The organism is Chryseobacterium sp. Marseille-Q3244, assembly GCF_940807095.1.
In the GTDB taxonomy this organism is placed as follows: Bacteria; Bacteroidota; Bacteroidia; order Flavobacteriales; family Weeksellaceae; genus Chryseobacterium.
In genome coordinates, this window is record NZ_CALNWX010000002.1 from 477,269 (window position 1) to 490,368 (window position 13,100).

Here is a 13,100-nt window from a genome sequence, read left to right on the forward strand (position 1 = left end):
CAGTAATCAGAAAAAAGAAAAGTGGAAAAAAATATGCGACACAAGAAATATTTCTCTTACAAGTTTAATCATCAATTCTGTCGAAAACAGAATTTTGGAAGATGAAAGAAGAAAAGTTCTGGAATTCATTGAAAAACAAGATAATGTTTTTGTAAAGATCGAAACCAATATCAATCAAGTTGCCAAGATTGTAAATGCCCAAAAATTCATTAGTTCTGAGGATTTAAAAGTTTTTTCTGAAAAGCTTTCAGAAGTAATAATTCTAAAAAAAGAGCAGAACAAAATATTTGAAAACATTTATTCTTTGCTATCTAAATGATTGTTAAGATAATGAATCCAGCAGGATCCGACTTTCCAGGAGTTAATTACAATGATAAAAAAATAGACAAAGGAAAAGGGGAGTTGATGATGATGAAAAACTTTCCGTCCTTCATTAATGAACATAGCAATAAGCAACAGGTAAGAGATTATTTAAAAGCTATTTCGGCTGGAAATAAAAGAGTAATTAAGCCTCAATTTCACGCAACAATTTCAACCAAGTTCAGGGAGCATTCCAAAGAAGAACTTACAAAAATTGCTGATGACTTTATGGATGAATTGGGATATGGAAAGCAACCATTTATTGTGGCTTTCCATAATGACACAGAGAACAATCACATTCATATTGTTACGACTCGAGTAGATAAACAGACTGGAAAGAAGATTAATGACAGTTACGAAAAGTTAAAAGCTCAAAAAGCTTTAGCTAATACTCTCGAAAAACTTTACGGAATCAAACCGGAGGAAGTATTGAACAAACTGTTGAACTACAAAATGAGTTCCCTCCATCAGTTTGAAACTTTACTTAACAGAAATGGCTATAAACTGGGCAAAAACACAAATGATGCGAAATCTTTGACCATTTTAAAAAACGGAGTAATCCAGCGAACATTATCAGGAGACCAGATTGTTTATGATAATAGAAAGAATGAAAGAAGAACAAAACAACTGAAAGCCATTTTTTCCAAGTATAAAGAGATTTATTCCAACAAGGTTTTCAAAGTTGAGGATTTTAGAAAGCAGGAAGCGATGCTTCCTGAAGAAAAGCAAAAAGCTGATTGGACACCGAAAATTGAATTTGAAAGTGAACTTCAGAAGAAGCTAAGAGATGTTTTTGGGATTGACTTGGTTTTCCACCATAAAGATGAATTTCAACCTTTTGGCTATACTGTAATTGATCATAAAACAGGCGCAGTTTGTAAAGGAAGCGAACTAATGAAAATGAATGAGTTGTTTGAATTCACTTCGGCGAAAATGGACAAGAAACTGTTTGAAAGTCTCAAGGATTACAATATTCCAAATGATGAAACTAAAGCAGTACTGCAAAGGTTTTTGAAAGATAGAAACCCAAAAAATGAAATACAATACTTTATGCTTTTTGAGAATAAAAAGCTGAAAAATAAGGACACATTCACAGCTATCAGAAACGATGTAAAAGAATACGTGAAAATCCAAAATAATAAAGATGTTAATATAATTAAGTCGGAGGAAGGAAAATATTACGTCATTTATTCGAGACTTCACTACATCGGAGAATTGAAACCGATGATTGGAGAAAAGCAATACCAGGAATTCCTAAATCCTCAATTAGAAAGTACCAAGGAAAATAAAGAAGGAAATGAATTGAAAAAAGCAGTCAATGAGATGTTTTTTGAACTGATGAGAAGCTCAGCCAATTCTAAAGACCCGGCAGAAAATGAATTGAAGAAGAGGAGGAAAAAGAAAGGTCGCTGAAATGACTGGCTTTCAAGAACCTGTAATCAATGTAAAATTATGATAATCACATTTGCAACGCAGAAAGGAGGAACAGGTAAAACAACGCTTGCAATTGCTTTTGCCAATTATGTTTCTGCTCATTCTAAAAGAATGATCAAGGTCTTCGATTTCGATTTTCAAAAATCGTTTTACCACAAATGGAAAGAAGATGAATTGCTGGAAATTCCAAAAATATATGATGTTGAAATCATTGATGAAGAGAATGAAGAACCCTTCACGGATTTTGATAGTTTGATAGCATTGAAAGAAAGTGAAGAGATAAACATATTCGACCTTGCAGGAACATTGGATGTAAAGTACAGCGACCTTCTTATTTACAGTGATTTTATTGTCATTCCCTTTGAATATTCAAATGTCTCAGCAAAATCAACTTTGGTCTTCATTAATTTTTTGGGATTGTTGGAAAGTCAGGCAGAAAGGGTATTCATTCGCTCACGATTTGATAAAGGCTATGTATACCAGAATCAAGAAGGAATGGACGCCGAAATCAGCAGGTATGGACTGCTATTGAAGAATCCTGTATTCAAAAGAAATTGTCTACAAATTCTTGATACCAGAAAATTAACGAATCATCAGAGATATGCTGTGGAGAAATCATTCAACGAATTAATTGACCACATTAACAAATGCCTTGAAATTACATTATAACGGATCACTATAAACTCATTACAAAATATGATTAAAATAATTACCTCTATCATAGCCATTTATCTGCTTTATTATGCAGGGAATGTATTGTATGATCTTTTTTTGAAAAAAGACAGTTCAAAAAAAACGGATGAAACTGAAGAGTATTCTTTAACGGAATTTTCAGAAGAGAACAAAAACGAAGTACAAAGAATAGAGATCGATGATGTAGAAAATATCAATACTCCTAATTCTTTTAACAAGAAAGAGCTATTTCGGGCTAATCAGGAAGAGCAACAAGATGAAAGCCGTGACCTTGATCACTTTCGAAAGAAGTTTGAGTCTGAGCAGAATATTGATGATTTTTATAACGTTCCCGAAATACAAGAAAAGCCAAATGAAAAAGAACAAAAGGAAACTGTTTCACTTGATTCCCAACAGGAAAACATTATTCAAGAGCAAGAAAAAAAGAGATTCCATCCCCAAACCTCGACGCCTTACATAAACAGTTTAAAGACTTTCTAAATCTCGCCGAAACAAGCGTTCAGGTTATTCTAAACCAAGATGGACATAAGGTCTATCAATCAATGATCTAAGAGGTTAATCAAAACTTTTCACTACTAAAATGATCCGCCTATAAAAGGCGGATAGCACACCCCTTATGCATAATTCTAAGCTAAATAAACACAATTCTAAACATAAATCCTTAATCATTATGAACTACAAATCGAAACATTACAAGCTGTTTAAAAAGTTATTGACTGCTTGTGTAATCCTCCTTGCTGTAACCCCAGCATTTGCACAGGGTGGTGCAACAGCAATTTCCAATGCAGCCAATGACATCAAAGATTATTGGGATCCGATCAAGCTTATCCTCAAAGCTGTCGGAGGATTGGTCGGTTTCATCGGAGGTCTGAGAGTGTACAACAAATGGACAAATGGCGATCAGGATGTCAACAAAGAGATCTTGGGCTACGGAGGTGCTATGATCTTCTTATTGGTAGTTCCGGAATTCGTAACAGCATTCTTTGCTTAATATGGGGTTCTATCTCTACAAGGGGCTTAAAAAACCCCTTGTATTCTTCGGGCTTAAAGGCAAATACATCTTTTATGCAGTAGGAGTCATTGGAGTCGGTGTCATCGCAGCACTCATATTATCCAAATTCGGATTGCTGGGTTCTCTTTTAGGACTCGCAGGTACAGGAGGAGGCGTCTATTTCATCTTCAAAAGACAGGATAAATATGGTCTGTACGCTAAGACCAAAAACTTCGATCAAGTTTTGATTTTCCCCAAAAAAATAAACAATAAAACACTTTTAGGTTATGTCCAAAATAAAGAAACAAGCATTTGATATTCCTTTTATCGGTTTTGATATTGGAAAAGATTTCGGATGGGACTTTGATGTTTTATTTGGGCAGTACGGAAATCCTATCATCGGAATCAAAATAAAAAATCCTGTTGAGCAATATTCGGCAGATCCTGACAATTATCTGAATTTCCACACGGTTTTAAATCAGGTTGTATCTATTATAGGAGAGAGTAGAATCGTACAAAAGCTTGATATTTTTTCAAAAAAGAGATATACAGCCGAACAATCCAATCAATTTCTGCAACAGAAGTATTCGGAGCATTTTGAGGGGAGGCTTTTCAAAACTATTGAAACCATACTTTTCTTCACAGATATTGTCGATGATAAGCTGAAAAAGAAAATGAAGCACTACCATTTCTCTGACAAGAGTTATAAAGAGCTTCGTGATAAATGTCAAAAGGTATTTATGCTTTTGAAGCAAAGCGATTGCGAACCAGAATTTTTATTTGAAAAGGAGTTTGAACATTATATATCCGGCGTATTGTCGATGCAGTTTTCAGATGTTCCCACTTTTGATAATATTAAATCAACCAATGAATATCTGCAGATAGGAAATAAGTTCGTTAAGAATATTTCATATGTCGATGTTGAAAACATTGATCTGCCTTCTGAGATAGAGCCTTATTCCATACTTGGTGGAAATGGCGCAGCTGCAGAAACGGCTGTTGATAATTTCACATTCATCAATGATTTGGAGGATTACGAAACCATCATTTACAATCAGGTAATTACGATTCCTCTTCAGGCACAACAACAGAGAGAACTCGACAAGAAAAAGAAAAAGCACGAAGGTGCAGCCAATAATTCTCCTTCCAATGCCATTATAGCGGAAGAAATACAAACTCTTCTGCATAACATCGCTATCGATGGGCAATTGGTTGTCAATGCGCATTTTTCCCTACTATTTTCAACAGACACATTGGAAAAAATGGAGGGAACACAATCCCTGATTGAAAATAAGCTATTCACGAAAGGGATCATCGTTTCCAAGAATGCCTACAATCAACTGGAACTCTTCCGGTCTGCCATTCCAGGGAATGCCACAGAGCTCAGGGAATACGATCTTTTTATGACGACAAGCGAAGCGGCCTTGTGTTTTTTTTTTAAAGAGAGTTACCCCCTGAATGAAGAATCCAATTTCTATTTGAGGTTTACAGACAGACAAGGAGTTCCATTAAAAGTTGATCCTGCTGACGTACCGATGAAAATTGGCAGAATTAACAATCGAAACAAATTTGTTTTAGGACCAAGTGGTTCAGGAAAGAGTTTCTTAATGAATAATATAATTGAGCAGTACCTTACCTATAATTATGATGTCGTCATCGTCGATACCGGAGATTCTTATTCAGGAACCTGCAAATACAAAGGTGGGAGATACATTCAGTACACTGAAGAAAAGCCGATCACAATGAATCCTTTTCTGATGGATAAGAAAGAATTCAATATTGAGAAAATAGAATTTTTGACCAATCTGATCTTCCTTATCTGGCAAGGTCCGGATGCGTCAATGTCATCTGCCCAGAAATCAATATTGGACAATGTGCTGATGTCCTATTATCATCAATATTTTAATTCGGGAAGTGAATGGTATGAGAATAAAACTTCAGAAGAGTTAATTCTTTATTTGAATAAATACAACATTCACGAAGAAGATATTTACGCTCAGTATGAGAGTAATGTTAATGAACGGCGGACATACTACGATGTTTTAGGAATTGCCTTCAATGCAAGTACTGAAGAGATCAAGGATGCAGGAAGAAGACTATTAAAATTCTATCATCCTGACAAGAACATCAATAATCCTGATTATGACAATGAAAAATTTTATACAGTTTATGAAGCTTATGAAACGCTGGGTGATGAAGAGAGAAGAAGAATTTACAATGAAACCCAATTGATTCTTATCAGATCCAATGAAATCATCAAAAAGGACAAAACGGAAGAAAACTGGGATGAATCATTTAGGAAAGCCATTATCATAAAAATCAAAGAACTTGAAGAGAAGTTGGATGCAAAAGAACTTTCCTTTAATGGTTTCTATGACTATTGCGACAAATTTCTTCCTCTTTATCTGAATAATAAGAAACACAGCATCACAGAAAGAGAATTTAACCTGAGAACTTTTCTATTCGTTCTGAGGGATTTTTACAAAGGTGGACGTTATGGAACAACGCTCAATGAAAATGCAGATAATACTTTATTTGATGAGTCATTTATCGTTTTCGAGATTGATAATGTTAAGGATAATCCCAAGCTTTTTCCAATCGTGACACTCATCATAATGGACACGTTCATCCAAAAAATGAGACTCAGAAAAGACCGCAGAAAAGCTCTGATCATTGAAGAAGCGTGGAAAGCCATTGCAAGTAAACTGATGGGTGGATATATTTTGTATCTCTATAAAACAGTAAGAAAATTTTGGGGAGAAGCGGTGGTGGTAACACAGGAGTTGGATGACATTATTGGCAATGCTGTTGTAAAAGACAGTATCATCAACAATTCGGATACATTTATTCTTCTTGATCAGACCAAGTTCAAGGACAACTTTGACCGTATTGCAGCTTTGCTTTCATTAAATAAGGTGGAGCAGAACAAGATATTCACAATTAACAACCTTAACAACAAATTCGGACGTAGCAGATTCAAAGAATTTTATCTGAAACGTGGTTCCAAAGGAGAAGTTTACGGTAATGAAGTTTCAATAGAGCAGTACCTTACCTATACAACAGAGAAGCCTGAAAAGTCAGCAGTAGAGTATTATGTGCAGAAGTACGGAAGCTATGATGAAGCCCTTATTAAAATTGTATTTGATTTAAAAATTTTTGGAGACAACCTTGAAAATCTTGTTTCACTGGTCAATCTGTATCAGAATCCTCTAGACCAAAAGATTGTTTCCTATTACAACAGGATGAAAAATGAGAACAAAGGCAAAAATGTTTTCAAGGTCATTTCACAGGAGCTTGAAGATCATCAAATCAGTTTTTCAGAATTAATCAATAAAAATTATCTGTATGAAAAAGTTTAGTCTCCTATTTCTAGGATTCAGTAGTTTTTTATTTGCACAGAATACCTACATCGATCCTACGGTAACGGCTGCAATGATTCTGTATTCAGAAAATCTGAAAGCCAAGCAGAACGAGGTTATCGAAGAAACATCAAAATTAAAGGATGCACAAACCTGGGTCGGAACCCAAATGGTAGCCGCCAATGATATTCAGAATAAAATATTAAAAGGTTTGAAAGAAGTTTCCGGAACACTACAAAACGGTATTCAGGTACAACAGATCTACACTGAGTTGAACAAATGCTACGATTATTCTGCTCAGGTTGTCCAATTGGCTTCGCAGCATCCGCAATATGCCATATTCGGTACCAAAGCTTCACAAAAAACCTATGAGCAAAGTCTGAAAATAGTCACCGATATTACGGATATTCTGGCATCTGGAGAACTGAATCTGGCTACTGCAGGAGATCGATATAAAATCCTGCATAATATCTCAGGAAATGTAAAAAATCTGAAACTATGGCTTTTGGCAATAAAGCTAAGACTGGAAAAAGCCAATCGATTGGGATTTTGGAATTCCATCAATCCTTTTGCTGGATACATCAATACCGATAAAGGCATTGTGGAGAACATAATGAATAAGTACAAGAGAAATTTTTAAAAGTCAAAAAATGAAAAAGATTTTTCTAATGCTGACCATTCCTATTTACATCTTAATCACTTCTTCAAGCGGTGGTTCTACACCTGCGTGGCAACAGGAAAATGTTTCTTTTCCAATGATGGATCTGGAGATCAATGCAGCGATGAAAGAACACGACCGACAAAAAGAAATGAGACAGAAGCAGACTGCAAATGCCACTGTGGAAACAGTTAATCAATCACAATGGAAAGATTTCAAGGATAAGATTACCAAAGTACAGGACAGGTTACGAATTGTATCATTTGCTGTTCAGGCAATACCAACAGGAATCGCTATGAGCAGAGAGATAACGAAGATTACGGATAATCAGACCACTATTATTAATGAAATCATTACTGCACCATATTCAATCATAACTGTTCTGCCATCGCAAGTACAGTTTGTGGATGACCTCCAAATGGTCACTCGATTAATTACAGGAATCATCCTGTCTTATGGGGCAATCAACCAAATGGAAAAATCGGAACGAAAAATTTTGCTGGATTATGCATTGGATGAAGTCAAAGCAATAAGTAGAAACTCTACCCATATGCTTTTAAAGATAAGGGACATCAAAGCAAAGGTCTTACGTAACAAAAGAGCATTCCAGTACTATGTCAACAGAGATAAACAAGTTGTGGAAAGTATAATGAATAACATCAAATCTTTTTAAAATGAAAAAAATATTAATACTTGGAGTCGTTGCGTTATCTAGTATTTTAGTAAAAAGCCAGCAGATTGTTATCAATGATAAACTGTTATCACAAATCACGCTTAATCACGGTGTTCGACTGGCAAGTGAGCAGGCTTTTTTGGATTCCTATGAAAAACAAAAGGAGCTGTATGACGAAATCAACAACAAGACAACTCAAATTATTGCGATTCAGGAATACATCTATCAGCAGCTTAAAAATGTCAATTCAGCGCTTACACAAAGCAAGAAATTAATCTATCTGTATCAGTATTTAGGAAAGATTGCTACCAATTCCAACAAGATGCTGGATCTGTCGGCACAACATCCTGAATATGCAGTTCTGGTTTCAAAGTACTATACTGAAATTGGTAAACAGGTTATTAAACTCCAACAGGAAGTTACCCAAGATGTCTTGAACGAAGACAAAGATTTCCTGATGGATGCAATGGACAGAGAAATGCTGATTGAGAAAGTTTTTACAAGGGTAAGAAATATCAATGGGAATATCCTTTATATCATTTTACGATTAGAGAATGCCAAGAAAATCCCATATCTGTTCCAAGTCCCTGTACTAAGAAATTACCTCAATGTCGATAAGGCGATTGTCGGTGATATTATTCAAAAATACAAACACCTATTCAACTAAAACTATGGAAAATCTACTTAAAAAAGGAAAACTTTTTCTCTTACTACTAGTTGCGGTAAATGGCTTTGGACAAAGTGTGAAAAGATTGAATGACCCTGCAATTGTTGCGCAGCATAAAAGGATGACTTTTGAAAGCTGGGGTGATTGGCGTCCTTATCCTAAATATTTTCTGGGTATTCAAACCAATTTTGCTTATGCAACAGTTTGGGGAATGTGGGCTCCTAAAATTAACAGGGATTATAAAGATGGTGATGATATAAGACCTCTGAAACCAACCGGAGAACAGAATATACGATTTGCTCAACTGAAATTTCAGGAAGAAGAAGCGAAGAAGATCAAAGCTGCTTCCGATACAATTTATAAGAGAAGTGTTCAGGATCTTGCCCATTGGACTTCTGCTACGGTCGATGCAGACCCGCTCTGGCTTTTATACTACAAGCGAATGCTGAAACCCATCACAGAGTTTCCAGACACACCACAGAATTTTATTGAATGGAGACTGAAAGATCAGCAGACTTATGAAACACTCAATACGACTGGTACATTGAAAAGACTGCAGGAAGAACTTGATCTCATTAAAGATAAGTATTCTATGTCCCGCTCAATGGATATGCCAAGAGGAAAACGCTTTGTAATGTATCACGAAACGCTTATGAAATGGAGAAAATTTGTTCAGGAATTAAGAAAGCATAATAACAAAACGACTTTGCTTATGGATTACAAAAATATACTGAATAGCCATTTACCCACAGCTTTACCGACGCAATGGGCACCTGCTTCAGATAGACAGATTGTTCAAAATGTGATGCAGCAATACAAACACAGATACTAATATGAATAGAAAATTGACATACTTTTTTTGCCTCTTTGCAATAGGATTACCAATAATGGGCTTTGCCCAGACCGATAGTGATTACAGCAATCTGTTGCAGTTTTTAAAAGGCGACGGTGCTTTTGAAAAATGGTTTATGGAGGTGTTTACTAAATTGGACAACAGTGTACAGGATAGTGCGGAAGGTTCAGCTTTGGTAGGACGGGCTATAGGCGGATTGGGAGCATTGATGTATCTAGGATATATGGGATGGCAGATGGCAGCCGGAGATCGCGAATGGGAAATTGTACCAATGCTAAAACCTATTTTAATTGGATTCACACTGATTTACTGGACTGGATTTGTCAATCTAATTCAGGCACCTTTTGAAGCCATTGCAGAACCGGGGATAGCCATCTTTAGTGACATCGAATCTGAGGTAAACGATTTGAGAATTGAAAGGTTCAAAAAACAACAGCAATTGTTGGATGCAGTCATCAGGTTAAATGCTGAAGAGGATGCCAAGCAGGAAGTAATCAATAATACCAGCGAGGATGTGGACGATTCGTGGTATGATATCAGCGAAGGCATTGATAAACTGTTGCAACCTATCAAGGAATGGCAGATCCGAATGGAGTTTCAATTACAAAAATTAGTGGCAGAAGTCATTGAGTTTATATGTTTATCCATACTAAGAATTTGTGTTTATCTCATCTTCTTTATCCAAAAAATATGGGCATATATATTAATAATTCTTGGCCCTATTGCAGTGGGAATGTCAATGATTCCCGGATTTGAAAATTCTTTATACAGTTGGGTTTCAAAATTCATCAATATCAACCTGTACACTTTTGTTGCCTATACTATTATCAATATTGGACAACAGCTGATCGCATCAGGCTATACAATGGAGATTGAACGATATGATACTCTTTTAACCAATGGAATTATTACCAATTTGGATGCTTTAATGGTTTACGTGTCAAATTCCGGAATGATCTACAATCAACTCTTTACCTGTGTGGCTTATATCGTCACAGGCATTGGAGTTCTGATGACCCCAACCATTGCCGACACAATTGTTACTGCAGGTGGAGCAGGGGCGATGACCAAAATGAAAAGTGCAGCAGGCAGAATTGCAAGCGGTGCAAAAACAGCGGTTTTGGCGGTCAAGACAGGCGGAGCATCCGCAGTGAAGTCTGCGGCGGCTGCTTCTGCATCAGGGAGGGTAAATGATGCAATGAAAAATAAAAAGTAATCAGACTAAAAAAATTCGAGAATGCTTATAAAAAATATAGAACAAAGAATTAAGATCAACAAGGTGGTTTCATTGGGAGCGATTGTATTTGCTGTCTTTATCATTATTGCAGGGTTTTTATTTGCCTACAAAATGATTCAGGATTCAAGAAAGTCAATTTATATTCTTGATAACGGAGTTCCGGTACTTGCCAAGCAGACCGATGTGCTTCTGAACAGACCTGTGGAATATAAAGCCCAAATCGAATTATTCCACAGATTATTTTTTACGCTGGCTCCTGACGACTCCTATATCAAGGAAAATATCCAAAAATCATTATACCTCATTGATGATAGTGGAAAAAAAGAATACACCAATCTAAGGGAAAAGGGATTTTACAATCAGATCGTTGCTTCCAGCTCAATGGTCAGCATTCATACTGATTCTATTACTCTGAATATGGAAAACAAGAAATTCCAGTATTTCGGAAAACAGATGATCACCAGAAAATCTTCTGTCATTACCCGAAAATTATTTACTGAAGGTTTCTTTGATGACATTATACGAAGTCCCAACAATCCGCACGGTGTTCTTCTTAAAAACTGGCGGATCATCAATAACGAAGAACTCTCTAACCAAAATAAAAACTCTTATTAAAATGAATGCTTTTGTTAAAAAGATTGGGCAGAAATGGTTTGCCTGGACAGTCAAAAACCCTAAGGAATTTTTTATGTATTCGATGGCTTTCCTATCAGTTTCCTTCATCATATCAATTGTGCAAGGAATATTCTTTCCTTCTGATATGACATTTAAAATCAAGCCTCCTGTGCTTTATTCCAAAAGTTCGGTAGGTCAAAATACTTTAAAAAGTAATGATAAGGAAATGAAAAAAATAGTGGTTGAACTCCAGTCACTCAAAGTAAAAAGAGATCAGCAAAAACTACGGAAAGATGACAGCCTTAGAATAGAATATCTGTTTAACCAATACCAACACTTAAAAAATGGACATTAATAAAATCAACTTTAAAGAAAAGAAATATGTTCTGCCACTCCTTGCTCTGCCGTTCGTTTGTCTTTTTGCATATGTAGGTGCTCAATTTATGAAAGAAGATAAACCTGCAGACAAACCGAAAGAGCTTTCTATGTCACTTGGTGAATCTCAGGATTCCATTATGACCAAAAATGATGCGTATGATGCATTCTTTAAAAAGGAGGATAACAGAACAATGCTTGGAGGATTGGACAAGGAACAGGATAGTCTGCTAAGCTATGACGACCAATTGTCGTTAGCTCAGAAAAGAAGGATTGATTCTTTAAAAGCTGTCAATTCAAGGCAGAGTCAATATGAGACCACAGGAAATCCATCATCCTATTATGATCCTAAGCAGGGTAAAGAAGATCAGGACTATAAAAGATCAACTGAGATTATTAAAATGCTAAATGACAAATCCTACGGAAAAGCAGAAGATAATATTCAGATTATAAAGCCTAAAACAAAAGAACAAAATACACAGCAAGATCCTGTAAAATATCTAAAGCAGCAAATGCTGGTGATGGATTCTTTAGAGAAAGCAAGAGATCCCGAGTATCAAAGCAAGCTGGCGGCTGAACAAAAGTTAAAAGCCAATAAAGAAAAGATGGACGAGTTCCTTAACTCTACTTTCAACGTCAGTAAGTCTGGTATCAATAATGACTTCAACGCCATTTATAAAGACAAGGAAAATAGTTTTATCAAGGCTGTTATCGATGAAAACAACAAAGGATTTTTAGGAAGCAGGATTAGATTCAGGTTGCTGGAAGACATCTTTGTTGGAAACAGAAAGATCAGTAAAGGTTCCATTTTATATGGTCAGATTTCTGGATTTACAATGCAGCGAGTTGACTTGAAAATCATTTCGGTATTTGCTAAGGGAGAGATCTTTCCAATCAACCTATCTATCTACGATGTTGATGGTATGAAAGGATTGTATGTTCCACAAAGTGTTTTTAGAGATATGATCCGTGAAATGGGAAGCAATTCTGTGCAAGGAACACAGATGGATATGGGAGGAGAAGGATTTTTTACCACCATTGGTTCCAAATTATTTACGTCCACCTCCAAATCGATTGCGAATCTCATTAAAACCAACAAAGCCAAATTGAAATACAACTCTTATGTATTTCTGATTGACGAAAAACAATTGAAAGAGTCACAAAACCAACCAAAACCTTAAAAGC

At 35.9% G+C, this 13,100-nt stretch carries 15 protein-coding genes; all 15 read left to right on the forward strand.

Annotation, left to right across the window (positions count from 1 at the left end):
- Positions 1-94: 94 nt before the first annotated feature.
- The 15 genes from NBX25_RS05320 (at position 95) to traM (ending at position 13,096) form a co-directional block, all read left to right on the forward strand.
- Entirely contained in the window at positions 95-319 is a 225-nt protein-coding gene (locus NBX25_RS05320) for a hypothetical protein (protein WP_228370545.1), read from the forward strand.
- The gene (locus NBX25_RS05325; RefSeq protein WP_002981144.1) at positions 316-1,773 is read left to right on the forward strand and encodes a relaxase/mobilization nuclease domain-containing protein; all 1,458 of its coding nucleotides are present in this window, start codon (positions 316-318) and stop codon (positions 1,771-1,773) included. The genes NBX25_RS05320 and NBX25_RS05325 overlap by 4 nt, the downstream gene beginning before the upstream one ends.
- A gap of 39 nt (positions 1,774-1,812) precedes the next feature.
- Entirely contained in the window at positions 1,813-2,463 is a 651-nt protein-coding gene (locus NBX25_RS05330; RefSeq protein WP_002981143.1) for a ParA family protein, read from the forward strand.
- 27 nt (positions 2,464-2,490) lie between these two features.
- Positions 2,491-2,967, forward strand: coding sequence for a hypothetical protein (locus tag NBX25_RS05335; protein WP_228458895.1), 477 nt, complete (start codon positions 2,491-2,493; stop codon positions 2,965-2,967).
- 190 nt (positions 2,968-3,157) lie between these two features.
- Positions 3,158-3,478 (forward strand): DUF4134 domain-containing protein, encoded by a 321-nt coding sequence (locus NBX25_RS05340; protein ID WP_027374949.1) that lies wholly within the window; start codon positions 3,158-3,160, stop codon positions 3,476-3,478.
- A 1-nt stretch (position 3,479) separates the two neighbouring features.
- Positions 3,480-3,794 (forward strand): DUF4133 domain-containing protein, encoded by a 315-nt coding sequence (locus NBX25_RS05345; RefSeq protein WP_002981136.1) that lies wholly within the window; start codon positions 3,480-3,482, stop codon positions 3,792-3,794.
- Entirely contained in the window at positions 3,766-6,837 is a 3,072-nt protein-coding gene (locus NBX25_RS05350) for a TraG family conjugative transposon ATPase (protein ID WP_002981134.1), read from the forward strand. Before NBX25_RS05345 ends, NBX25_RS05350 begins: the two co-directional genes overlap by 29 nt.
- Positions 6,824-7,477, forward strand: a complete 654-nt coding sequence (locus NBX25_RS05355; RefSeq protein ID WP_002981132.1) for a hypothetical protein — start codon at positions 6,824-6,826, stop codon at positions 7,475-7,477. The genes NBX25_RS05350 and NBX25_RS05355 overlap by 14 nt, the downstream gene beginning before the upstream one ends.
- 10 nt (positions 7,478-7,487) lie before the next feature.
- The gene (locus tag NBX25_RS05360) at positions 7,488-8,168 is read left to right on the forward strand and encodes a hypothetical protein (RefSeq protein ID WP_002981130.1); all 681 of its coding nucleotides are present in this window, start codon (positions 7,488-7,490) and stop codon (positions 8,166-8,168) included.
- A 1-nt stretch (position 8,169) separates the two neighbouring features.
- Positions 8,170-8,835: a hypothetical protein gene (locus NBX25_RS05365; RefSeq protein WP_002981129.1), complete on the forward strand. Its 666-nt coding sequence runs from the start codon at positions 8,170-8,172 to the stop codon at positions 8,833-8,835.
- A 4-nt stretch (positions 8,836-8,839) separates the two neighbouring features.
- Positions 8,840-9,667 carry a hypothetical protein gene (locus NBX25_RS05370; protein WP_041461890.1) on the forward strand — a complete coding sequence of 276 codons (828 nt, stop codon included), beginning with the start codon at positions 8,840-8,842 and terminating at the stop codon, positions 9,665-9,667.
- 1 nt (position 9,668) lies between these two features.
- The gene (locus NBX25_RS05375; protein WP_029296699.1) at positions 9,669-10,904 is read left to right on the forward strand and encodes a TraJ family protein; all 1,236 of its coding nucleotides are present in this window, start codon (positions 9,669-9,671) and stop codon (positions 10,902-10,904) included.
- 21 nt (positions 10,905-10,925) lie between these two features.
- Positions 10,926-11,540 carry a conjugative transposon protein TraK gene (traK, locus tag NBX25_RS05380; protein ID WP_002981126.1) on the forward strand — a complete coding sequence of 205 codons (615 nt, stop codon included), beginning with the start codon at positions 10,926-10,928 and terminating at the stop codon, positions 11,538-11,540.
- A 1-nt stretch (position 11,541) separates the two neighbouring features.
- On the forward strand, positions 11,542-11,895 hold the full coding sequence (locus tag NBX25_RS05385) for a hypothetical protein (RefSeq protein ID WP_002981125.1): 354 nt from the start codon (positions 11,542-11,544) through the stop codon (positions 11,893-11,895).
- The gene (gene traM, locus NBX25_RS05390; RefSeq protein ID WP_029296697.1) at positions 11,885-13,096 is read left to right on the forward strand and encodes a conjugative transposon protein TraM; all 1,212 of its coding nucleotides are present in this window, start codon (positions 11,885-11,887) and stop codon (positions 13,094-13,096) included. The genes NBX25_RS05385 and traM overlap by 11 nt, the downstream gene beginning before the upstream one ends.
- Positions 13,097-13,100 lie beyond the last annotated feature (4 nt).